Genomic DNA, 22,856 nt, shown 5'->3' with positions numbered 1-22,856 from the left:
AGAAATAAAAAAGCCACCCTAATATAAATTAGGGTGGCTTTTTTTATGTTCGTCTATCTAGGGGATAGATAGCTTATTATTTGCTGCCCAGATATGCATATAAAGCGTCAAGAGCTTGATCTTCGCTATAACCTGCTTTTTTGACGGGACCAACAGCCATGATAGCATCCATGGCTTTTGGCATGCCGCCTTTACCTTCTCTAATAACAGTTTCGAAAGTGGCTCTGTCCAGTTTTCCGGATTTAACTAATTCGAACAATTGTGGATTTGAAGCGATGTCATGGCAAGTGCCGCAGCCACGACCGAAAGCGCGGTCATAGATTTTTTGGCCGACTTTGATATCTTCCTGAGCAAATGCTTGTGAGCTTAAAGCGATTAAAGCAATGCCCGCTAATGAACCTAATGATTTTTTCATATTGACCTCTCTTGGTGATTAAAAAAGACTGCAATATTTTACTAAATACAGCCCAATTAAAAGTTAAACCCGCAAAGGATAGGGAATTTAGCAATAAAATTCAATCCTTTTTATTAAAATATATATTTATTATTTGCTTGGGGTCTATTATCAATAAATTGTATGAATAATAACTGAATCGTTCAGATTGTTTTTTGCCGCTATAAAGATTTATTGGCCGAAATGATAAAAAACTTCACTATTTATTTAAGTGCAGAGTGGTGGCTGTGAAATCACCGATTATGGCCGCTTATGAAGTTGCAATGAGATAGTCCAGTCAGTCAAATTCAACGGCTTGAATAATTATCTATTCTGTATGCTATAAGGTTGACAGCGTCTATAGACAGATGATTTTAAACTGGCTGATCCGTATGAAACCATTCCAGTTTGTCATGCAACATTACGACGGTGCCGATAATAACCAGTGTTGGCGGTTTTATGTCCTGGCCGGCCACTATGCCAGGCAGGGATTCCAGGGTGCCGGTAATAACCCGTTGGTTACTCGTGGTACCCTGCTGCACCAGAGCAACAGGCAAATTTTTCGGGCTGCCGTGTTCAATTAAAGACTGACAGATTTTTTCCAGCCCGACCAGACCCATATAAATGACAATGGTTTGATTGGGTGCGGCCAACTGTTTCCAGTTTAGGTTGATGGAATTGTCTTTTAGGTGGCCGGTCACGAATGTGCAGGATTGGGCGTGATCCCTATGGGTCAGTGGTATACCCGCATAAGTGGCGCAGCCTGACGCTGCAGTGATGCCCGGAACGACCTGGAAATTGATGCCCTGCTGCATCAAGGTTTCAATTTCTTCTCCGCCGCGACCAAAAATAAAAGGGTCGCCTCCCTTCAGTCGTACCACCCGTTTCCCTGCTTTGGCCAAATCCGCCAGCAGGCTGTTGATGGATTCTTGTGGGAGTGCATGGTTATGCCGTTGCTTGCCAACATAGATTTTTTCGGAATCCCGGCGGGCTAAATCGATAATTTCGGGCGAAACCAGTCGGTCATAAACTATAACATCAGCCTGTTGCATTAACCGTAATGCACGGAAAGTTAATAAGTCAGGCGCACCGGGGCCGGCTCCGACCAGATATACTTCGCCAACATTAACGTTTTCTTTCTGATTAATGAGTGTCTGCTCAAGCTGTGCCTCGGCTTCCTGTTCCTTGCCTGAAAAGACCAGTTCGGCAATGGAGCCTTGAAGTATGTTTTCCCAGAAGATTCTGCGTTGCGCAGGCTCTTTAATGATTCTTTTGACGAATGGTCTGAATTTTTCAGCAATATGAGCCAAGCGACCATAGGCAGGGGGAATCAAGCCTTCTATTTTCGCGCGAAGCAATCTTGCCAAAACCGGCGAAGCGCCGCCGGAGGATACCGCGGCAACGACCGGTGAGCGATCAATGATGGCCGGAAAGATAAAGGTGCAAAGTTCGGGGTTGTCAACTACATTAACAGGGATGTTCTGTTCAGCTGCCGTTTTGGCAACTAGTCGGTTGGTATCGGCATTATCAGTGGCTGATACAACCAGTCTGAATCCATGCAAGTCGACAGTTGGGGAAAAAGTCTTTTTCTGTATATTCAGGTTATGAGTGACCTGTAGGTTGGAAACGGCTGCGCTTATTTCATTGGCGATGACAGTGATTTTTGCATCGGCCCGTGCTAATAATTCAATTTTACGGGCAGCAATTTCACCAGCGCCGACAACAAGGCAATCTTGATCTTTAAGTTTTACAAAAATTGGAAAATAATCCATTGTATGTCTATGATTCGCGGATTAAGTAGAGGATGGTATTATAAGCATTCTGAAGTGACTTAAGAACATTTAAAACCAAACAATGATTGAATTTAACCTAGAATTAGATGCTAGCGGTTTGAATTGCCCTCTGCCATTGTTGCGCCTGAAAAAAGCGCTGATGGAAATGGCCAGCGGTGATGTTGTCAAGGTAATCGCGACAGATCCGGCAGCCCACTTGGATTTTGGCGTTTATTCCGACCAGACAGGTCATCAAATCATTAAGCTTATAAGAGAATCGGACAGGCAGATTTTTTATATCAAAAAAAAATGATCGGCTTGCTTCAAATAGAAAAATGCAGGATATTCGGTTGCTGTCGGAATCTGCGGATATTGAAATATAAAGTCATGAGCTATAAAAAATGGAAATAATAAATAAACTCTGCCTTGCTTCAATGTATCCCGCTTCGGCTAAATTGTTTGCCTCATGACGCTCAACTTCAAAACATCCACGACATTATAAGCATGTAAACTCTATCCAATGTTGTCACATTCAGGCAAACTTATATGATCGATAATTTTATCTATTTTCTATAATCACTCCCAGACGTTATATGCGCGATGGGGAATCCGGAATATCCGCAATTTTTACGACGCAATCCGGCGTCAGATTTTTTACGCTTAGTATATTTGCATTCTTTCTCATCAGCAGTCCGATTGCTCATGCCGAGCCTGAAGCGAATCCAGTCTTAAACAGCAACACGCTTTATTTTTATAATTCGGAAACAAATATTAATAATTACGTTTCCTTGAAGATCGCATTTGATACCTATCTTTCAAAATTTGGGGGCTTTCGTTTTCAACCGTTTAGTAACAAAGATGTTTTTGAGAAAACGCTCATGGAAACGCAAGACGGTGGATTCCTGCTTTCTAGCTGGCATTATCATATTTTACAAAAAAAAGTGTCGATAACACCGGTTTTAGTGGGAATCTCTCACGGCAAATCGACCCAGCGAAAAGTCTTGTCAGCAAAAAAACAAATCAATAAGTTTGAGTTATTAAAGGGAGGGAGAATAGCTTCCGCAGCTACCGAAGCCTATACGCGAACTATTCTTAGTCAGATTCTGGGTGATGACGGTGCTGGGATTCTGGCGCAGATAGAGTTGATTCTGGTTCCCAAGGATATCGATGCCTTGATGGCTGTGGGCTTCGGCATGGCGGACGCGGCATTGACGACGGAAGACAGTCTCGAGAATCTTGCCAAAATTAATCAGAAGCAGTATAGCTTGTTGACTCGGCTGGGCGTCAGCGAGAAACAGTTCCTCACCTTGGTCGTGGTCCCGAACAAGGCGACTGCAAGCGCAGAGGTCTTGCTGGATATATTGGAAGGCATGGATCAAGCCCCTGAAGGGGAAAGTAGGTTGAAAATGCTCGGTCTTGACGGCTGGCGGAGGCTCACGCAGTCTGAACTCAAGGAGCTCGGGCCCTAGTATGACAGTAAATATGGCAAGCGTTATGACAGACTGGCTTTTGATTTGGCGAACACCAATCGTCAGGACAGGATGCCTGCTGTTATTTGTTTTAATGCTGTTATCATTTCAGACAGGTGAGGCCATTGCTGAAGAAAGCGGAGGTACATTGGTTCTTAATTCAAATGCGGCGGTAAAAAATTATGAATTGGCTCAAGCGGCGTTTACAGCAAATACAGTAGGGATAAGGGCAAAAATTAATTTGGGGGATAGTTCAGTCGACATCGATCAGGTTAAGAAACAGATTCGGCAAGTCAATCCTGACATTATTTATGCGATTGGTTCAAAAGCTTATTTATTGGCGCACGAAATTGCTGAAGATAAAAAAATAATTTTTTCATCTGTGCTGAATTGGCAGCGTTTACCGATGAGCGAAAATTCCTATGGCGTCTCCAATGAGTTATCACCGGGAATGCAGTTGATGACTTATCGTTACCTTTTTTCGGCGGTAAAGAAGATTGGGGTAATCTATAGTGAGAGATATAACAAAGAATGGTTATCGGGAGCTATTGAAACCGCGGAAGATGTGGGAATGGAAATTATTAGCACTCCCATTGCCGAATCAGCAGAATTAATGCCGGCCTTGGAAAAACTGTTGCCGGAAGTGGATGTTTTATGGCTTATTTCGGATCCTGTTGTTCTTGCAAGCCAAGAGTCTGTGCTTGAAATCTTTAGCGAGAGCGCGGCGATGAAAAAACCGGTCATTGCCTATGCTGAAATATTTTCCACATTGGGGGCAACGCTGGTGATATCGGCTGATATTTCCACGATGGGCCTGCAAGCCGCAAGTCTTGCGAGAGAGTTGCTAGAGCATAAAAAAGTCTTGCAACCCGTGGTTGATCCCGCAGGTTCCTATATTATGCTTAATATGAAAAAAGTGAAGGAATATGGATTGGATTTGAATAACGAAGCTTTGGGCTCGGTTAATCAAATTATTGAATAATCTTTGATAGATCAGCCTGAGAATATAACAAATGGTTAAACGGAGTATTTTTAAAAAGCTTCTCGTGACGATGGTGGGTTTAATCATCGCCTTGTTGACTATGTTGACCTTTGTTCAGATCGAGTTTCAAAAAGATGTGTTTGAAAAAGAGTTGGAAAAACGCATTGCATTGATAAAAGGAAAATTAATCGATAGAGGACAAATTTTATCCGATAGTCTATCCGGTCAAGTCAAAAATGGCATTGCTTCCGTTAATCTCTCGCATGTTTCCGACCTGCTAAGAAATGCAGTGAAAGAAAATGAGGGCCTTCATTACATCATTCTAATGCAATCCTCCGGTATGGCGTACATCCATACCCTAAAGCCTCAGTTGGAGTTGGAGATCTTATCCGAAAAAGAAGACTTATTCGCTGCGAGCCAAAATACCGCGACAGTCAATGAATATGCCAGCAATGGTAAGTCCTTTATGGAGTTTATCATGCCTATCCAAGTAAGTTCGGAGCCTTGGGGGGTTCTTAGGCTGGGATTTTCACTGGATCTTCTTAATCAGGAGATCACTAAGTCAAAGCAGGAAAGTCTCGGACAAATCCGTGAAATGATAACGCGGTTATTAATAATCACGGCTATTTTTATTCTAATGGGGGTCGGTATCGTATTATTCGTATCCGAGCGCTTGTCCAGGCCGCTAATGCATTTAACTCGTCTGGCAAATCAGCTGGCTCAAGGTAACTTTGCGGTCAGCGAGACCATTAACGAATACCAGGAGGGTGAAATCGGTGCGTTAACGACAGCGTTTGCTCAGATGGCCAGAAATCTAAAGGCTTCTTACGATAAGCTTGGAGAATATAGCCGGACATTAGAGCAGAAAGTCATAGAACGTACATCCGAACTGGCGGAGGCACGGGATCAGGCAATTGCTGCCAATAAAAGCAAATCAGAGTTTCTTTCGATCATGAGTCACGAAATTCGAACGCCGATGAATGCGATTATCGGTATGACCCGCTTGGCGCTGCAGACGGAGGTCACCGCCAAACAGTATGATTATCTGACAAAAGTTCAAGCTTCCTCGCATGCATTGCTTGGAATAATTAACGATATTCTGGACTTTTCCAAAATCGAAGCCGGGAAGCTGGAATTGGAAGCCATCGCATTTAATTTGGATGATGTGCTGAATAACCTTTCAAATCTGATGAGTGTCAAAGCGGAGGAAAAAGGCCTTCAGATACATTTTATCACTGACTGTAACGTACCTTTGTATTTGATAGGGGATCCGTTGAGACTGGGTCAGGTATTACTTAATTTGGTCAATAATGCAGTGAAATTCACCCCATATGGCGATATCGTCGTTAATATTGCTTTGGCTGAACATGCTGGAAAGGTGTTGGAACAAAACCAGATCATGCTTGAGTTCTCCGTCAAGGATACCGGAATAGGTTTGACGAAAGAACAAATAGGCGGGTTATTCGAATCTTTTAGCCAAGCCGATAAATCCACTACTCGTCGATACGGGGGGACTGGCCTTGGATTGGCGATCTGTAAACGAATGGTGGATATGATGGGAGGAGATATTCATGTAACCAGCGAAGTAGGAAAAGGAAGTACCTTTACATTTACCGCCGTCTTTGAGCAATACCAGGGAATTGATGAAAAATATATTGCATCGTTTGGTGATTTTCACGGCATGAAAGCATTGGTGGTGGATGATAATGCAACATCCAGAAATGTTTTACGTTCTCACCTGGAGTCATTTTCCTTTCAAGTCGCTCAAGCCAACACAGGGGAGCAGGCGATTCAGATGTTGGAAAACGCATCCGTTGAAAGTCCTTTCCGACTTGTCCTCATGGACTGGAAATTACCCAAACTGGACGGTATCACAGTCGCGCGCCGTATTAAGAATAATCCCAGGATTACCCATGTGCCTCGCATCATCATGATAACTGCTTACAGCAGGGAGGATGTTATACAACAGTCTAATGACGCCAACCTGGACGGGTTTCTTATTAAGCCGGTGCATCCGTCGGTGTTGCTGAATGCGATTACCGATGTATTCGGCCAAAATCGATTTGACGATTATCCTGCTTTACAGAATCCCTGTTCGACAATGAGGCATGAAAAATTGTACGAAACCAAAGGGGCGAAACTGTTGTTGGTAGAGGATAATAATATTAATCAACAAGTTGCGAAAGAAATACTGGAGCAGGAAGGTTTTGAGGTCGTTATCGCCACGGATGGATTGGATGCCGTGCAAAAAATACGGACCAACCGCGTTGACGCTGTGTTAATGGATTTGCAAATGCCGGTGATGGACGGTTATGAGGCAACACGAATTATACGTTCCGAGCCTCAGTTTGATGACTTGCCTATTATCGCTATGACGGCTCATGCCATGGGCGATGTTAAAGATAAGTGTTTAAGTGTCGGCATGAATGGATATGTGGTCAAGCCCATAGACGTTGATGAACTGATGACTCACTTATTGGCTGTTGTCGAGCCGAAAATGCAGAAAATATCATCAGATAGGACTTTGGAGGAAAACATAGAGCTACCGGCGGCTTTGCCGGGTATTGATATGCAATTGGGATTAAAGAATGTTGCGGGAAATGCTCAGTTATTTCATGAATTGCTGGTGAAGTTCCATGAGAATTTTAATGATGCAAATGTCCGGCTAGAAGCCTATCTGCAAGCAGGCGATAATGGAGCGGCTTTGACTTTACTGCATTCATTAAAAGGTGTAGCGGGCAATCTTGCCATGTCCGAGCTGAACGACAGAATAGGTGCGCTGGAACAAGCCATTAAAAAACAGCAGGCATGTGTTTCTGAATTGGCAATTGAATTTTCAAGAGCTCAGCATAAAGTGCTTGAGTCGGTATCACGGTTACGCGCTATCGAGTCTGGAGATCTGCCCGATGGTGATAACCCTGTTGACCTCGATTTGTCGCTGGTAAGGCTTGTATTAGAGAAACTGCTTAATGCTTTGGATGGAAGTCGCCTGGATGCGGATTATTATTTTAAAGAACTGAAAATGATTGTCCGCAATGCATGGCGAAGTGAAAAGCTCAAGCTGCTTGGGCAGACAATTAACGAATTTGATTTTGCCGCCGCCCAATCTGTTTTACAAGACATTGCTCTGAATTTATTTGATACGGAACTCGAGCAAACATCCGCATCTTCCAGCGCGGATAACCGGCAAAAAATATTGATTGTCGATGATATGCCGATCAATATCAGGGCATTGGGAGAGGTTTTAAGGTCGCGTTATGATATCATTGTGGCAATAAGCGGGGAACAAGCTTTGCTTATGGCGGAGTCGGATCAGCCGCCGGACCTGATTTTGCTGGATATCGAAATGCCGAGTATGGATGGGCGGCAAGTGTGCAGATGCCTGAAATCCAATGAAAAAACGCGTCATATCCCAGTGATTTTTATTACCGGGCATGATGAAGTGTCGGAAGTGATGGCGGGCTTTGAGTCAGGCGCCGTCGATTACATCAGCAAACCGTTCAATATATCTGTCGTTCAGGCCAGGGTTCAGACACACCTTGAACTTAAGAAACAGCGTGACTTACTGAAACAGCTGGCCAGCATAGATGCATTGACGGGCATTCCCAATCGCCGCATGTTCGATGAATATTTTGCCAGAGAGTGGCGCCGCTCCATGCGGTCAGCGTCACCCCTGTCACTGATCTTCATGGATGTGGATTATTTCAAACCTTTTAATGATAACTACGGGCATGCGGAGGGCGATCGGTGCCTGGAGAATATCGCGGCAATACTGAGCGATACGCTTAAGCGGGTCACTGATTTTGTGGCTCGTTATGGAGGCGAGGAATTCGTCGCTGTATTGCCGGAAATGAATTTTGATGGGGCGGTGGAAATTGCCGAGGCCATGCGTAAAAATGTAGCTGATTCCAATATTCCTCATGCTTATTCCGGTGTGGCCGATCGGGTAACGTTAAGCCTGGGCGTGAGCAGTGTCGTGCCTGCTACGGACCTATCGCCGGAAGACCTGATAAAAACAGCCGATGAGGCACTTTATATAGCGAAAGAAAATGGCCGGAATCAGATCGGCGCAAAAATGCTGAGGGTTAAAGATGCAATGCCTGATGTGTAACAAAATCGGTTTTCCATTCCTTATGTCCGCGCTGGAGCGCCAGACATGTCATGGCGCTTCGGTTACATGTTTTTACCTTTAGAAAAGAACTCATAATCTTCATCGACTATGAGTAAACAATTCCTGGCTTTATCCATATACGCCGTTTCATTGATCCAAATGGCACCGGTATCCGCCGGAGCACCTTCCATCACGCCGCAAACAGATATCGCAAATTCATTAGATGAGGAACTCGGCTGGCTGCAGGAAGAAGCTGTCATTTTTTCCGCATCCCGGCGCGAACAAAAGGTTTCGGAAACATCGGCCGCTGTATTTGTTATTAACAATGACGACCTTCTACGGTCCGGCGTTACGTCCATTCCCGATGCATTGCGAATAGTTCCCGGTCTTCAGGTCGCGCAAGTGAATGCGAATACCTGGGCAATTACAGCCCGCGGATTTAATGGAGAGAATGCGAACAAGCTGCTGGTGATGATTGACGGCAGGACGGTTTATCATCCTACATTTTCCGGAACGCTCTGGAGGACAAAAGACGTATTGCTCGAAGATGTAGAAAGAATTGAAGTGGTTCGGGGGCCTGGTGCCGCCATGTGGGGCGCCAATGCAGTGAATGGTGTCATCAACGTCATCACCAAAAGCGCGAATAATAGTCAGGGTTTGTTGGTTACGGCCGGCGGAGGTACAGAGGATAAGGGGTTGGGTGCTGTTCGTTATGGTGGAAAGATTGCAGATAGTCTGCATTATCGGACATACCTGAAATATGCCGACAGAGATGATTTGAAAGTCTTGGGAGGCGGAAACCCTCAGGATAACTGGGAAAAATTTCAGGGCGGTTTCAGGGTGGATGGCGAATTGACAGAGCAGGATTCCCTGACCTTGCAAGGTGATCTGTATACTGGCAACGGGGGCAGTTTGCGGAGTATTACGGCACCTATGGCGCCTTTTACTTCTCTGGCTAATGTGGGGGAGGATTTTTCCGGCGGCAATATTTTGAGTCGGTGGCGGCATCGGTTTTCTGATACATCGGATCTGTCGCTACAGCTGTACTTTGATCATACCCGGGATAAAACTACTTATTCCGCATTTAATGAATCATCGAAAGCGGTTATCAATACATATGATGTGGATTTACAACATTATTTCCAGCTTGGGGGGCGGCAGGAAGTAACTTGGGGGCTTGGATTTCGGTATATAACGGACGATCAAAATAATGCCATCAATTTTGCATTTGCCCCCGCAAGTCGCGATTATCTCCTGTACAGCGCATTTATACAGGATCAGGTCGCGCTGGTCCCCGACACGCTAAAGTTCCTGTTTGGCTCGAAGTTTGAACATAATGATTTTAACGGTTTTCAAATTCAGCCTAACGCCCGTCTGATTTATACGCCCGATAATCAACAGACCCTGTGGGCGTCTGTTTCACGCGCGGTACGCACGCCCAACCGTTTAGACCATGACACGAGTTTGCTCTATTTCAGCCAGGAAGCCCCCGGCGTTTTTGCCGCTTTACAAGGTAACAAGGATTTCGAATCGGAAGAGCTGATGGCGTACGAATTAGGCTATAGAATAGCGCCGGCGGAAAATATCTCAATTGACGTCGCGGCTTTTTACAATGTTTATGACAACTTGAGCAGTGTGGAAGCCCGCAGGCCTTTTGTTGAAACGATTGATGCCGCACCTCATCTGGTTTTCCCTGTTTCTTACGGAAACAACGCCCAGGGCGAAACTTACGGATTGGAGATGGCAGTGCAATGGCTGCCATTGGAATGGTGGCGTCTGCAAACGAATTATTCTTATCTGCAAATTCAGATTCATACTGCCACGGGTTCGGTGTCCCAAGATGTCGAGGAAGGACAATCGCCGCATCATCAATTTAATCTCAGGTCTTCCATGGATTTGCCGCACAATGTGCAAATGGATACTTTTTTTCGCTATGTGGATAGCTTGCCTGAACGGAATATCGACAGTTATCTGGAAATGGATGTCCGCCTGGGATGGAAACCTGTAAAAAATATAGAATTCTCCCTTTCCGGCAGAAATTTACTCGATAGCAGTCACGCCGAATTCCAGGCCGTGGGGACAGCGGTACCTGTCATCGAGGTACAGCGCAGCCTGTTCGGACAGATAAGTCTGAATTTTTGAAGAGCCGGCCGGCTTTCTTTCTCAGCTTATCCTTGCGGAAGGCAATATTAAAATTTCCTTTGTCATGCAACCGACCAGGGAATGCAAATTTCAATTCCTTCCCAGGAAAGCTTGCTTGATAGGTTTGCCGGAGGCTATCCAGATTTTAATGGCCTCATAAATAATGACTGTTGTGAACGTGACAGCCATCCATACCAATACAGCTTCAATAGGCAGGGATGTCCAGGCGCCGATCGTTATGCCCAGCATTTGATCATAGTTGTATCCCCACCACTGATAAGGTGAGGCGAGTGTCACTTCCCACAGCAAGCTGATCAATAAAATGAAAAAGAAGGTGGAACTGAAAGCGCGCCAGTTGATAAATCGGTAAGTTGTCTTAAAAAAAGCCATTGAAGGAACAAAACTGGCGACTACGAGAAAAATAAAATAGCCGGGAAGACCGCCTTGATAGGGATGAGGATAAAAATTCTTGTAGATAATGGCTGATATAATCAAGACCAGACCAATCATGAGCGATTGCGTATGGAAAAGCACGATGCTTTCTATCTTTTTACTCTCGACTGAATAGTCAGGCACATTATAAGCGGCAAGCCAATATTCATCACACCAGATATAGATGAGCAGAACCGCAATAAATCCGGTTAGATAAAAGACAAATTCCTCAAGCGGCAATGCCATCCGCCAGTTCATCTGGCTGAAGTCAAAGCCGGGCAGGTATATCTGGAGGGTGGCTTCATGGTTCGTAAAGGTAAAAAAAACAAGCCCGAAAACAATATCCAGAATAAAACCGAGCGGTATGAGCACGATTAGGGCCAGCCAAAAAGATTTACGGATAAATTTTTCATCGTGATTGATATAAAGCCAGATGATAATTGCCAAAGCCGGAACAATAAAAAGCAGAAGGCTCCAGGTATAGCCCAGAGGGGAAACGCCGGCAATAGGATCGATGACATTTTGAGCTTTTTCAATGGTCAGCAGCGTTAATGTGGCTGGCAAGACCAGGATGACGATCATGACAAAAAATATTTTAAAATCTTTTACTGACGTGAAGTTCATTTTCGCTCTCTGTTGCTAAATAATTATAAGGATTTGAAATACTTGTCAAATTTGTCGGTCATGCGATGGCTCCATCGGTTTCGCCAGAGGGAATTCCATAGCATCGGTACGAGCGAAACAGATGGGTTGACTTTAAAAAAGCTAGCACAAGCTCTGCATTTTGTCAGTTTTTATAATGGAAATGCGGAACCAGCGGTTATATCATTGGGCGGGACAGTCAACAGAGACGAGGCTCAAGCGCTATAAATGCTTTATTGTTGTCGCCCGCCGGAGCATGGCCGTATGGCAATTGATGCCTTTTTATTGTTCGGGGATATGGATTCTAGCTAATGTAATGAGCCGCCTCCATGCTTCGTTTGATTTGGCAATTCAGAATCGAACGCTTTGGGTCCAGGCGGGTATGCGGTATATCATCGAAAGAATCCGTTATTCAATGTACTCATAAATGCTAAATAACTTCAGCGCTTCCTTGCTGAAGTCCGTAATTCCGGTTCGAGAACAATCAAGGTGTTATCAGTACTCAACAGCGATAATTCTTGCTGGGCGGTTACCCCTTGGTTGGTTTGATGGCTATTTATGAAAATGATGCGTCGGACATTCGCCGTTTCTTAGGCTAATGATCGGCCACCGGGCCGCCTTGGCAAATTGGGTCAGTTTTTCATCAGGATCAACCGCGACTGGATTGTCGACTAGTTTAAGCAATGGCAGATCATTGTGTGAATCGCTATAAAACCAGCTGTTTTTCATGGTTTCCGTCGAATTTTTCAGCCAGGCTTCCAGTAGTTTAACTTTACCTTCCTGAAAACAGGGGATGCCATCAAAATCGCCTGTATATCGCCCTTCTTTATATGACGGCGTGGTCGCCAGCAGGTTATCAATGCCATACAGTCCGACTATCGGTTCGGTAACGAAGCGGTTGGTGGCCGTAATAACCAACAAGGTATCGCCCCGGTCCCTGTGTTTGGTAATCAGTTGTTGCGCGGATTCCAATAACAGCGGTTTGATGGTTTCTTCAATAAATTGGTCGCGCCACTGGTAAAGCTGCTCGGGTTCGTTGTTGGCTAAAGGCCGCAGGGAAAAGCGCAGGAATGCTTTTATATCCAGCGTGCCCCGCTTGTAATCGTCATAGAATTTTACGTTAGCACTGGCATACTGATCTTTATCGACAATGCCCCGGTCGACAAGAAACTGCCCCCACAAGTAGTCACTGTCATCGGCAATCAGGGTATTATCTAAATCAAAAATCGCTAAACTCACGGTTGAACCTGTCTGAAATAATTAAAAAAATCACGCCCTATGGCGTCGGTAGTTTTTTTATGGAACAATGGAGGTCATTACAAAACAACCTGACCTATTTTTTGCAATTCTACCACACGCAAGATTGAATTTAGGAAAGGACAAGACACAGGTTTTTTAAACATGATTGACTCTAAAGGATACCGGCCCAATGTCGGAATCATCCTTTGCAATGACGAGGGTCGCGTGTTTTGGGCAAAACGGATGGGCGTGAACTCATGGCAGTTCCCGCAAGGCGGAATTCATCAGAATGAAGATCCTGAAACAGCGATGTATCGAGAATTGTGGGAAGAAACGGGGCTGCAACAACAGCATGTACAAGTGCTTGGTCGTACGCGATACTGGCTGAGGTATCAGTTGCCCGAGCGTTATATTCGCAAGAACACACTGCCGGTCTGTATAGGTCAAAAACAAATCTGGTTTATTTTGCGGCTGATAACGCAGGAATCCAATGTGCGTTTCGATCGTTGCGCCAAGCCGGAGTTTGACGGTTGGCGCTGGGTGGATTATTGGGATCCGCTTAAAGATGTCGTTTACTTCAAGCGTAAAGTCTATCAGAAAGCGATGACCGAGCTGGGAGCGCTTCTGACTATCGATTCTGTTCCCGTTAATGCGGAAGGGTATTTATCGAAAGAGAAACAATACAGCGGGGCCAAGCATCAATAGCCTTGTGTATCTGTTTGCAACCCGGTCAGCGGCTTGGGTAAATGGTGAGTCTCGGATTTGAGCTTGCCATCGGCAAACAGTCGGATCACGCGATAACCCGGAGGCGTATTAGCGACTGTGAGTTGTTTGCTTTCGGGCTGAAACTGGAAACAGGTTGAAGGTGCGCCCCATACGCGAACCGGCCCGGCTTCAAGCGTTATTGCCTGATGGATGTGGCCGAATGTGACGGCTTTAACTTGCGGGTGTTTGTTGATTATGGCAAACAGCGCCTGCGCGTTTTCTATCATCATGGTGTCCATCCAGGGACTATTGATGGATTGGCAATGGTGATGCATGGCAAGCAACGCATAGTGATCCGGCTGGCTGCCCAGGCACCGTTCAAGAAATGCCAGTTCCTGATCAGACAGGCGGCCTCCGGGCGCGCCGGGAATCTGGCTGTTCAGACTTATGATTTGCCAGTTGCCTAAGAAAACCTGTTTGCGGCAGTTGACGAGTTCCGTATTCAAGATCTGCTGCATCAACTCATAATCATCGTGATTGCCAGGCAGGCAGACGCAGGGTGTTTGATAGGCCTCCAGCGTATTAAGAATGCGCTGGTAATTTAACGGGCTTGGGTGCTGCGCTAAGTCGCCCGTGAATAGAATTAAATCAAACTGTTGCCCAGGCGCGAAAGCCTGTTCAAGGACAGCCTGAAAATAGTAGGCTGTATCAATTCCCAGCAATGTCTCTCCAGGCTCGGGAAGGATGTGCGAATCGGATATTTGCAGTATAGACAGGCAACCGGGTGTATGCGCCATGGTCGAGACCTCATTCGATATTTTTGCATAGAACTTTGGAGTTTCTCTGCGGATTGTATAGCGCCTTGAGCGGGTCGGGTAAACTGTTGATGTCTGACGGCAAGAATCCCCGTTCAATAAACCAGTGCATGGTTTGTGTTGACAACACGAATAATTTTTTCAGTCCCAGCTTATTTGCCCGACGGTAAGTATACTCAAGCATGCGATTGCCCCGGGCGGAACCTTGATAATCCTGATGCACGGCCATGCAGGCGATAACGCCCGATTCCCGTTGCTCATCAGGATGCAGTGCCGTGCAGCCTATGATCAGGCCGTCTCTTTCAATCACGATATAATCGGCAATTTCCATTTCAATTTTTTCCCTGGAACGCTTGGTTAATTTGCCTTGCTGCTCCAGCGGCTTTATCAATTCCAGTATGCCGCCTATGTCGTTCAAAGTGGCGGGGCGCAATTCCTCAAACGGTGTTGAGCTGATCAAGGTACCGATACCGTCGCGGGTGAAAAGCTCAAGCAACAGGGCGCCGTTATGGGTGCGGTTGATCAGATGAACGCGGTCTATGCCGGACTGGCAGCTTTGGATCGCCGCTTTCAGAGGCAGGCTGATCGTGTCGGCAAGGTCGGGGTGCTGCTCCAGAAAAGTTCTGGCTTCCGCAGTGGTCATCTGCTGGATTTGCGCGCCGTCATCAGGATTGCAACAGCTTTGTTCAGTCAATAAAATCAGTTTTTCGGCTTTTAATGCAATCGAGACGGCTGTTGCGACTTGTTCGGCGGACAAGTTGAAAATTTCCCCGCTCGGCGAATAACCGATAGGTGAAATCAGCACAACATTGTTCTGATCCAGTTGTTGATGGATGGCCGCGCTGTCGATGCGCCGCACTTCCCCTGTATGGCAGTAATCGATGCCGTCGATGACGCCAATGGGTTTGGCGGTCACGAAATTGCCGGAAGCCACCTTGATTTTTGCGCCCGCCATCGGCGAATTGGCAAGGCCCATGGACAAGAGTGCTTCAATTTCCACGCGCACAAGCCCCGCCGCTTCCTTGACGCATTGAAGCGCCTGGTCATCGGTAATGCGTAAATGTTTATGAAAGCGAGGAGGCGGGCTGTTTTTCAGGCGCTGGTCTATCTGCGGACGTATGCCGTGGACCAGAACCAAGCGTATGCCCAGGCTGTTCAGCAATGCAAAATCATGAACGTGATTGGCGAAATCATCGTCAAGAACCGCCTCGCCGCCGAACGAAATCACAAAGGTCTTGTTGCGATGGGCATGTATATACGGCGAGGAGTTTCTAAACCAGCTGACGAATGATTGATGCGATTCCATGATAGCGCTTGCGGAATTTTTGCCCATGAAAGAAAAGGGGCTCAGGGCGCCGGAACGCCCAGAGCAAACAGGGACGGGATTTTAATCCAGATTGTCAGTCACCGCGCCCAATGAAGCGGAGCTGACAAGTTTGGCATATTTTGCCAATACGCCACGCGTATAACGCGGTGCGGGTTGCCGCCATTCGGCCAATCGACGAGCAATCTCCTGGTCATCAACGTGTAACGTCAAGGTATTGTTTTCCGCATCAATCGTGATCGAGTCGCCGTTTTCAACAATCGCCAACGCACCGCCGACATAGGCTTCCGGAGTGATATGTCCGACCACGAAACCATGCGTGCCGCCGGAAAACCGGCCGTCGGTAATCAGAGCCACATCCTTGCCCAAACCTTTGCCCATTACGGCGGAAGTGGGGGACAGCATTTCGCGCATGCCGGGACCGCCTTTGGGGCCTTCGTAACGGATAACGATCACATCGCCTTTGACAATGTCGCCGTTCAGGATGCTTTGCAGTGCTTGCTCTTCGGCCTCGAATACCTTGGCTTTGCCGGTAAAACACAGACCTTCCTTGCCGGTAATCTTGGCGACGGCGCCTCCGGAAGCCAGATTGCCGTATAGAACCACCAGATGGCTGTCTTTTTTGATCGGGTTATCCAGCGGATGAATCATGTCCTGGCCTTCCGGATACGATTTGACGTCAGCCAGATTTTCAGCCAGGGTTTTTCCGGTCACGGTCAAGCAATCGCCGTGCAGCAAGCCCCGGTCCAGCAGTTCTTTCATCAAAGGCTGAATGCCGCCGATCTCGATCAGTTCGGCCATTTGGTAGCGGCCGCTGGGTTTTAAATCAGCAACCATGGGTACATGCTTGCCGATGCGCGTGAAATCGTCCAGTGTAATGTCGACACCGACGGCATTGGCCATGGCCAGGATATGCAGTACCGCATTGGTCGAACCGCCGAGTGCAATGGCAACCGTAATCGCATTCTCGAACGCTTCCTTGGTCATGATATCGCGTGGCTTGATGTCTTTTTTCAACAGTTCCAGTACCGCTGCACCGGCGAGTTCGCAATCCCGGCGCTTGTCTTCGGAGACAGCGGCCTGAGCGGAACTGTTGGGCAGACTCATGCCTAATGCTTCAATCGCCGATGCCATGGTATTGGCGGTATACATTCCGCCGCATGAGCCAGCCCCCGGAATGGCTTTAGCTTCAATCTCAGCAAGTTCGGCATCATCGATTTTGTTATTGGCTCTGGCGCCAACCGCTTCGAATACGGACACAACATCCAGTTTTTTATCTTTGTGGCAGCCTGGCAGAATAGTGCCGCCGTATACGAAGATGGCCGGACGGTTCAAGCGGGCCAAGGCGATCATGCAGCCGGGCATGTTCTTGTCGCAGCCGCCGATGGCGACAACGCCGTCAAAGCCCTGACAGCCGACCACGGTTTCAATGGAATCGGCAATGACTTCGCGCGATACCAGCGAATATTTCATGCCTTCCGTACCCATGGAAATACCGTCCGATATCGTGATGGTATTGAAGATAACGGCTTTGCCGTTGGCATTGTCCACGCCGCGCGCGGCATCATCAGCCAGCCTGTTGATGTGCATGTTGCAAGGCGTCACCATGCTCCAGGTCGAGGCGATACCAATCTGCGGTTTGCTGAAGTCTTCGTTCTTAAAGCCAACGGCATGCAGCATTGCGCGACTTGGCGCACGCTCCATGCCGTCAACAACTTGAGAAGAATAGGTGCGGTTTTTTTTGTCACCTGAGTTAGCCATATAAGCGATTTCCGAAGGTTAAATATTTAAAATATAGGGTGCGAAGGCAAAGGGTTGCATTGGTTTCTCAGAAGGTATCCCAACTGCTGTTTCTACGACGCCAGCCTAATTTGGGTAGAATGAACCCTAATACGACACCGATCAAGGATAGAATGCCACCGTATAAAAACCAGTCCTGATTGCTGCTGTCCGCCAGCGCCTGGTTTTCCAGTTTGAGCTGTTCCAGTTCCCGTTCAACATTAACCACGCGTTCCTGAAGTTCGTCGCGTTGAGTTTTTAACTCTATCGCGCTGGAGGCGGTTTGTTTCAGTTCGTTAAGTTCCCTGGTTAAGTGATCACGTTCCGCTGCCAGGGATTGTTCAAGCGTTGTTCCCGGGGTAAGCGCGCTTTTCAATGATTCAAGTTCGGCTTTCAACGCTATATTCTCCGTTTCGAACGACGCCAGTTTTTTATTGGCGGCATCCAGTTGAAAACGCGAGGAGGGTTCTTTCATAGTGTGACGGGTCAGAATATAGCCTTCTGTGCCGTTACTAAGACGCGCATAGCTGAAACCGGTTTTATTGTTCTGGCTAATTATCGTAAGAGGCGTACCGGATGGGAGCAGTTTTACCACCTTGCCGTGCGTGTTTTCTTCGCTTCTTAACGCTAAATTGACATTGTCGGTTATATAGGCTGTTGTAGCCTGCGCCGGACCGAACGTGAGCATTAGGATAAAAAACGAGCTTAATAGTTTTTTCACTTGAATCTCTGGTGTTGATCGTTTGAAAAGATAAATTTTAGCGTTATTTATGGCACATGAGAAATTCCAGCAGCGCCTTTTGGGCGTGCAGGCGATTTTCAGCTTCATCATAGATAACGCTCCGAGGACCATCGATAACGTCAGCAGTGACTTCTTCACCGCGATGCGCGGGCAGGCAATGCATGAACAGGGCATCATGATTGGCGACTTTCATGACCTCTGTATTGATTTGATAATTTTTAAAGGCTATTTCGCGTTGTTTCTGTTCCTCTTCCTGACCCATACTGGCCCAGACGTCGGTAACGAGCAAATCCGCATTCTGGGCCGCTTCCAACGGTGTGGAAAAAAAACGGACGCGATCGCCCGCGGCTTTAACGATCGATTCCAGGGGTTCATAACCAGACGGGCAGGCAATGTTCAATTTGAAGTCCAATACGGTCGCGGCATCAATATAGGAATGGCACATATTATTACCGTCACCGATCCAGGTGACTGTCTTGCCTTGAATGTCGCCGCGATGTTCAAAAAAGGTCTGCATGTCTGCCAGTAATTGGCAAGGATGCTGTAAATCGGTTAAGCCGTTGATCACAGGTACGCGCGAATGTTCCGCGAATGTCGTTACCGTTTCGTGCTTGTCAGTTCTGAGCATGATGCAGTCGACCATGCTGGAGATAACCTTAGCGCTGTCTTCCAGCGGTTCGCCGCGTCCGAGTTGGGTGTCCCGGGGCGACAGGAACAGGGCGCTGCCGCCAAAATGGCTCATGCCGGCTTCGAATGAAATGCGCGTGCGCGTCGATGATTTTTCAAAAATCATCGCCAGGACTTGGCCTTTAAGGGGCTGGTAGTTGGGATCGCGGTTGTTTTTCAGCGTTATGGCTCTGTTGATCAAGCCGCGAAATTCTTCGCTTGATAAATCGAGCAGGCTGATGAAGTGTCTGGGAATCATAGGCATAGTCTTGTATGCTCTTGAATAAGAGCTGATAAGGTTTCCACGAGTTGATTGATTTGTTGGTCATCAATGATTAATGGCGGCAGCAAGCGGATGGTTTTCTCGCTGGTAACATTGATCAATAAGCCTTGCTGTAGGGCTGATTTGACAAGTTCCGCGCAGGGTGCGTCAAGCTCAATGCCGATCATCAGGCCTTTATGGCGAATATCGACCACATGCGGGTTATCACCCAGTTGCTTGGCAAATCCGTCGTGGATTGCCGTGCCTTTTTGTTCGACTTGTTCGATCAGGTTTTCATGGTCTAACGTTGCCAATACTGCTAACGCCGCGCTGCATGCCAAAGGATTGCCGCCGAACGTCGAGCCGTGGGAACCCGCGGAGAAGAGTTGGGCCGCTTTGCCATGGGCGAGGCAGGCGCCTATCGGTACCCCATTACCTAGCGCCTTGGCCAGTGTGCAGACATCAGGCACGATCGAGTTGTGCTGGTAGGCGAGAAATTTACCCGTGCGGCCTATGCCGGTCTGGATTTCATCCAGCATCATCAGCAGGTTATATTGGTCGCACAGGTTGCGGATTCGGTTCAGATAATCGCTGGCCGGAATGTTGACGCCGCCCTCGCCCTGAACCGGTTCGACCAGGATGGCAACGATATTACCGTGCTGTCCAATTGCTTGTTCGATGGCATCGATATCGTTATAAGGCACGCGCACAAAACCTTCGACCAGCGGTGCAAAGCCTTGCTGTACTTTGGGGTTGCCGGTGGCGCTCAGCGTGGCCAGCGTGCGGCCATGAAAGCTTTTTTCCATGACGATGATGGCCGGATTTTCTATATGCCGCTGGTGTCCATAGAGGCGAGCCAGTTTAATGGCGGCTTCATTGGCTTCGGCGCCGGAATTACTGAAAAAAACGTTGTCCATGCCGCTTTTATCAATCAGCCTGTCCGCCAGGTTCTCCTGGGCAGCGATACCATATACATTTGATGTATGCACCAGGGTTTCGCTTTGTTTGCAGATGGCCCGGTGCACTGCCGGGTGAGCATGACCCAGGTTGCATACGGCTATACCCGCTAAGGCATCCAGATAACGTTTATTGTCGGTATCCCACAACCATACGCCGCTGCCCCGCTCGAAAGTTACGGGTAAACGTCCATAAGTTGGCATAATATGGCTAGTCATTGATTCTGCCTGCAAAGAAAAGTAGGCGGAAGTCAGCCGCCCGTCGGAAAAATGTTCGATTATAGTTTTCAAATGAGCCTCAGGCAAGAGCGGTCCTTTAAGATTTACTTTTTTAACAGCGTAAATGTTGATAAAATTAGTTGGTTTTATTTGTCGAATGAGTGACTGCTACTATGAATGTTACAGAAAGAATTAAAGACCAGCTTGAAAACAATCCGGTTGTTTTATACATGAAAGGCACGCCTGATTTTCCGCAGTGCGGCTTTTCGGCGCAGACTGTTCAGATATTGGATGCCTGTCATGCAAAATACGCGTACGTTAATATTCTTGAGGACCTTGAGGTTCGTGAAGCGCTGAAGGAATACTCGCACTGGCCGACTTATCCGCAGCTTTATATCGGCGGTGAACTCATCGGCGGTTGTGACATCGTGACTGATTTGTACACCAAGGGCGAGTTGAGCAAAATGTTGGCGGCGGCCGATGCCATAGCGGAATAAACCGCCGAGGCTCTGCAATAGTTAAATTGAGAGCCGGTTGATCAAGCGCCGCTGGCTCAATAGGCGGGATAAAGGCAGTTCGAAGGTAATGTCAATGATCACCGTATCCGCGGACGCGGGTACGGTGATGGTTTCTATCTTATTGATCGAGCGACTCAAGTCGCTTCCAGCGGTTGACTATCATACAGAACAGTTCGGCTGTCTTTTCGGCATCATAGAGCGCTGAATGCGCCTTTTCGTTATCCCACTCCAGTCCGGCTGTCCGGGCTATTTTAGCCAGCACGGTCTGTTGATAGGCCAATCCTCCGAGTGTGGCCGTATCAAACGTACTGAACGGATGAAACGGACTTCTCTTGATTTGCGTGCGATGAATAGCCGCATTTAAAAAATTAATATCGAAAGCCGGATTGTGGCCGACCAGGATCGCCCGCGTGCAGTTGTTGCGCTTTACCGCTTCCTTGATGGGTTTGAACAGCGTATTCAGCGCCTCTTTCTCGTCGACAGCCATGCGAAAAGGGTGGTGCGGATCAATGCCGTTGAATTTAAGGGCGGCTTCATCCAGTTCGGCGTTTTTAAACGGAATCACATGCGTGGAATAGCGTTCTGTGATTTCCAGATCGTGCTGGCTGTTAAGTTCGACGATAACGGCGGCGATTTCCAGTACTGCATGTTTTTTAGGATTAAAGCCGGCTGTTTCAATATCGATAATGACGGGTAGGTAGCCTCTAAATCGCTTGTCTAAGGGTATTGCAGGTATATCCATTAATTTTGAATGTTCTCGGAGTGGAAAAACTTAAGGGGCATAATAGGGTGGATGTCGGTGGTAGTAGGCATTTTATGGTATGTTACGCGAAATTTAATTCAGAATAAAAATAATAGCGAAATTAAAGGCAAATCAATGCGCAAGCAAAAATTAATAACGCAATTGACTGGTTTTATATTATTCGGCATGTTGGCCGGATGCGCAACCAGCGCAAAAGACACCAGGGATCCGATGGAAAACTGGAACCGTGGGGTACAGACATTTAATGATAATCTTGATGATTATGTGATGAAGCCTGTCGCTAAAGGTTATCAATGGGTCACGCCGTCATTTGTCGATCGTGGCGTGACTAACTTTTTCAGTAATATCGATGATATCGGCGTCACCATAAATGATCTGTTGCAGTTTAAGTTGTCGCAAACCGGTATGGATGGCGCGCGCTTTATTGTTAATACGGTGGCCGGGATTGGTGGCTTCATCGATGTCGCGGAAATGATTGACCTGCCCAAGCATAACGAGGATTTTGATCAAACCCTGGGCGTTTGGGGTGTGCCGACCGGGCCTTATCTGGTGTTGCCGTTTTTCGGGCCCAGCTCGCCGCGCGGGGTGGGCGGTCTGATCGGCGATGCGGCCATGAACCCTATCAGCTATATCGATAGCGGCATTATTACCGGTTCGTTATTCGCCCTGAATGCGACCGATTTGCGTGCCGATAATTTGGGCACGGAAAAAGTGGCCGCTGAAGCGGCTGTGGACCGGTATGAGTTTTTCAAAAATTCCTATTTCCAGCGGCGTAACTACCTGGTTTACGACGGCAATGTCCCGGAGGATGAGGAAGAACTGGAACTTGATGAGGATTATTTGTCCCCTGTCAGCCCCTATTGACCGGCATTTTATCCCCAGACA

Annotated in this window: 19 protein-coding genes; 8 read left to right on the top strand and 11 right to left on the bottom strand. The window is 47.2% G+C overall.

The window, feature by feature from the left end; all coding sequences use genetic code 11:
- Positions 1 to 76 precede the first annotated feature (76 nt).
- Complete coding sequence (locus tag METMA_RS0101760) at positions 77 to 415, bottom strand: c-type cytochrome (RefSeq protein ID WP_020157340.1); 339 nt, start codon at positions 413 to 415, stop codon at positions 77 to 79.
- Between the two features lie 392 nt (positions 416 to 807).
- Positions 808 to 2,205 (bottom strand): siroheme synthase CysG, encoded by a 1,398-nt coding sequence (cysG, locus tag METMA_RS0101755; protein ID WP_020157339.1) that lies wholly within the window; start codon positions 2,203 to 2,205, stop codon positions 808 to 810.
- A gap of 82 nt (positions 2,206 to 2,287) precedes the next feature.
- On the opposite strand from cysG, the gene METMA_RS0101750 reads away from it, so the two are divergent.
- The 5 genes from METMA_RS0101750 (at position 2,288) to METMA_RS0101725 (ending at position 10,909) form a co-directional block, all read left to right on the top strand.
- A complete protein-coding gene (locus METMA_RS0101750) occupies positions 2,288 to 2,518 on the top strand; it encodes a sulfurtransferase TusA family protein (RefSeq protein ID WP_020157338.1) in 231 nt (76 codons plus the stop codon).
- Between the two features lie 280 nt (positions 2,519 to 2,798).
- Positions 2,799 to 3,674, top strand: coding sequence for a PhnD/SsuA/transferrin family substrate-binding protein (locus tag METMA_RS23725; protein WP_020157336.1), 876 nt, complete (start codon positions 2,799 to 2,801; stop codon positions 3,672 to 3,674).
- A gap of 25 nt (positions 3,675 to 3,699) precedes the next feature.
- On the top strand, positions 3,700 to 4,656 hold the full coding sequence (locus METMA_RS23720) for an ABC transporter substrate-binding protein (protein WP_162181867.1): 957 nt from the start codon (positions 3,700 to 3,702) through the stop codon (positions 4,654 to 4,656).
- A gap of 31 nt (positions 4,657 to 4,687) precedes the next feature.
- Positions 4,688 to 8,767: a response regulator gene (locus METMA_RS25640; protein WP_084254069.1), complete on the top strand. Its 4,080-nt coding sequence runs from the start codon at positions 4,688 to 4,690 to the stop codon at positions 8,765 to 8,767.
- 108 nt (positions 8,768 to 8,875) lie between these two features.
- Complete coding sequence (locus METMA_RS0101725) at positions 8,876 to 10,909, top strand: TonB-dependent receptor plug domain-containing protein (protein WP_020157333.1); 2,034 nt, start codon at positions 8,876 to 8,878, stop codon at positions 10,907 to 10,909.
- 90 nt (positions 10,910 to 10,999) lie between these two features.
- Here METMA_RS0101725 and METMA_RS0101720 read toward each other — a convergent pair whose 3' ends face one another.
- On the bottom strand, positions 11,000 to 11,965 hold the full coding sequence (locus METMA_RS0101720; protein WP_020157332.1) for a hypothetical protein: 966 nt from the start codon (positions 11,963 to 11,965) through the stop codon (positions 11,000 to 11,002).
- Positions 11,966 to 12,535: 570 nt separating this feature from the next.
- The gene (locus tag METMA_RS0101715; RefSeq protein WP_020157331.1) at positions 12,536 to 13,222 is read right to left on the bottom strand and encodes a histidinol-phosphatase; all 687 of its coding nucleotides are present in this window, start codon (positions 13,220 to 13,222) and stop codon (positions 12,536 to 12,538) included.
- Between the two features lie 162 nt (positions 13,223 to 13,384).
- Between METMA_RS0101715 and METMA_RS0101710 the strand changes: the two genes are divergently transcribed.
- Positions 13,385 to 13,927 carry an RNA pyrophosphohydrolase gene (locus tag METMA_RS0101710; protein WP_020157330.1) on the top strand — a complete coding sequence of 181 codons (543 nt, stop codon included), beginning with the start codon at positions 13,385 to 13,387 and terminating at the stop codon, positions 13,925 to 13,927.
- On the opposite strand, the gene cpdA is transcribed toward METMA_RS0101710, so the two are convergent.
- From cpdA to METMA_RS0101680, 6 genes are all read right to left on the bottom strand, one after another.
- Complete coding sequence (gene cpdA, locus METMA_RS0101705) at positions 13,921 to 14,724, bottom strand: 3',5'-cyclic-AMP phosphodiesterase (protein WP_020157329.1); 804 nt, start codon at positions 14,722 to 14,724, stop codon at positions 13,921 to 13,923. The genes METMA_RS0101710 and cpdA overlap by 7 nt on opposite strands.
- A gap of 10 nt (positions 14,725 to 14,734) precedes the next feature.
- Positions 14,735 to 16,048, bottom strand: coding sequence for an amino-acid N-acetyltransferase (argA, locus tag METMA_RS0101700; protein WP_027146955.1), 1,314 nt, complete (start codon positions 16,046 to 16,048; stop codon positions 14,735 to 14,737).
- Positions 16,049 to 16,129: 81 nt separating this feature from the next.
- Entirely contained in the window at positions 16,130 to 17,827 is a 1,698-nt protein-coding gene (gene ilvD, locus METMA_RS0101695) for a dihydroxy-acid dehydratase (RefSeq protein WP_027146954.1), read from the bottom strand.
- A 67-nt stretch (positions 17,828 to 17,894) separates the two neighbouring features.
- Entirely contained in the window at positions 17,895 to 18,566 is a 672-nt protein-coding gene (locus METMA_RS0101690; RefSeq protein WP_027146953.1) for a TIGR04211 family SH3 domain-containing protein, read from the bottom strand.
- A 43-nt stretch (positions 18,567 to 18,609) separates the two neighbouring features.
- Positions 18,610 to 19,512, bottom strand: a complete 903-nt coding sequence (argF, locus tag METMA_RS0101685) for an ornithine carbamoyltransferase (protein ID WP_020157325.1) — start codon at positions 19,510 to 19,512, stop codon at positions 18,610 to 18,612.
- Entirely contained in the window at positions 19,509 to 20,690 is a 1,182-nt protein-coding gene (locus METMA_RS0101680; RefSeq protein WP_027146952.1) for an acetylornithine transaminase, read from the bottom strand. The genes argF and METMA_RS0101680 overlap by 4 nt, the downstream gene beginning before the upstream one ends.
- Before the next feature lie 173 nt (positions 20,691 to 20,863).
- Between METMA_RS0101680 and grxD the strand changes: the two genes are divergently transcribed.
- Positions 20,864 to 21,187 carry a Grx4 family monothiol glutaredoxin gene (gene grxD / locus METMA_RS0101675; protein WP_020157323.1) on the top strand — a complete coding sequence of 108 codons (324 nt, stop codon included), beginning with the start codon at positions 20,864 to 20,866 and terminating at the stop codon, positions 21,185 to 21,187.
- A 139-nt stretch (positions 21,188 to 21,326) separates the two neighbouring features.
- On the opposite strand, the gene rnt is transcribed toward grxD, so the two are convergent.
- A complete protein-coding gene (gene rnt / locus METMA_RS0101670) occupies positions 21,327 to 21,950 on the bottom strand; it encodes a ribonuclease T (RefSeq protein ID WP_020157322.1) in 624 nt (207 codons plus the stop codon).
- A gap of 135 nt (positions 21,951 to 22,085) precedes the next feature.
- On the opposite strand from rnt, the gene METMA_RS0101665 reads away from it, so the two are divergent.
- Positions 22,086 to 22,835 (top strand): MlaA family lipoprotein, encoded by a 750-nt coding sequence (locus METMA_RS0101665; protein WP_036252007.1) that lies wholly within the window; start codon positions 22,086 to 22,088, stop codon positions 22,833 to 22,835.
- Positions 22,836 to 22,856: the final 21 nt, after the last annotated feature.

Source organism: Methylobacter marinus A45 (assembly GCF_000383855.1).
Taxonomy (GTDB): Bacteria; Pseudomonadota; Gammaproteobacteria; order Methylococcales; family Methylomonadaceae; genus Methylobacter; species Methylobacter marinus.
This window is presented reverse-complemented; position numbering and strand designations above follow the sequence as displayed.

What these genes read in the sequence shown, in the direction of transcription:
- METMA_RS23720 (WP_162181867.1), top strand. Translation starts at nt 3,700, where the DNA reads ATGACAGACTGGCTTTTGATTTGGCGAACACCAATCGTCAGGACAGGA.
- METMA_RS25640 (WP_084254069.1), top strand. Translation starts at nt 4,688, where the DNA reads ATGGTTAAACGGAGTATTTTTAAAAAGCTTCTCGTGACGATGGTGGGT.
- argF (WP_020157325.1), bottom strand. Translation starts at nt 19,512, where the DNA reads ATGATTCCCAGACACTTCATCAGCCTGCTCGATTTATCAAGCGAAGAA.
- rnt (WP_020157322.1), bottom strand. Translation starts at nt 21,950, where the DNA reads ATGGATATACCTGCAATACCCTTAGACAAGCGATTTAGAGGCTACCTA.
- METMA_RS0101760 (WP_020157340.1), bottom strand. Translation starts at nt 415, where the DNA reads ATGAAAAAATCATTAGGTTCATTAGCGGGCATTGCTTTAATCGCTTTA.
- METMA_RS0101720 (WP_020157332.1), bottom strand. Translation starts at nt 11,965, where the DNA reads ATGAACTTCACGTCAGTAAAAGATTTTAAAATATTTTTTGTCATGATC.
- cpdA (WP_020157329.1), bottom strand. Translation starts at nt 14,724, where the DNA reads ATGGCGCATACACCCGGTTGCCTGTCTATACTGCAAATATCCGATTCG.
- METMA_RS0101710 (WP_020157330.1), top strand. Translation starts at nt 13,385, where the DNA reads ATGATTGACTCTAAAGGATACCGGCCCAATGTCGGAATCATCCTTTGC.
- grxD (WP_020157323.1), top strand. Translation starts at nt 20,864, where the DNA reads ATGAATGTTACAGAAAGAATTAAAGACCAGCTTGAAAACAATCCGGTT.
- METMA_RS0101680 (WP_027146952.1), bottom strand. Translation starts at nt 20,690, where the DNA reads ATGACTAGCCATATTATGCCAACTTATGGACGTTTACCCGTAACTTTC.
- cysG (WP_020157339.1), bottom strand. Translation starts at nt 2,205, where the DNA reads ATGGATTATTTTCCAATTTTTGTAAAACTTAAAGATCAAGATTGCCTT.
- METMA_RS0101750 (WP_020157338.1), top strand. Translation starts at nt 2,288, where the DNA reads ATGATTGAATTTAACCTAGAATTAGATGCTAGCGGTTTGAATTGCCCT.
- argA (WP_027146955.1), bottom strand. Translation starts at nt 16,048, where the DNA reads ATGGAATCGCATCAATCATTCGTCAGCTGGTTTAGAAACTCCTCGCCG.
- ilvD (WP_027146954.1), bottom strand. Translation starts at nt 17,827, where the DNA reads ATGGCTAACTCAGGTGACAAAAAAAACCGCACCTATTCTTCTCAAGTT.
- METMA_RS0101665 (WP_036252007.1), top strand. Translation starts at nt 22,086, where the DNA reads ATGCGCAAGCAAAAATTAATAACGCAATTGACTGGTTTTATATTATTC.
- METMA_RS0101725 (WP_020157333.1), top strand. Translation starts at nt 8,876, where the DNA reads ATGAGTAAACAATTCCTGGCTTTATCCATATACGCCGTTTCATTGATC.
- METMA_RS23725 (WP_020157336.1), top strand. Translation starts at nt 2,799, where the DNA reads ATGCGCGATGGGGAATCCGGAATATCCGCAATTTTTACGACGCAATCC.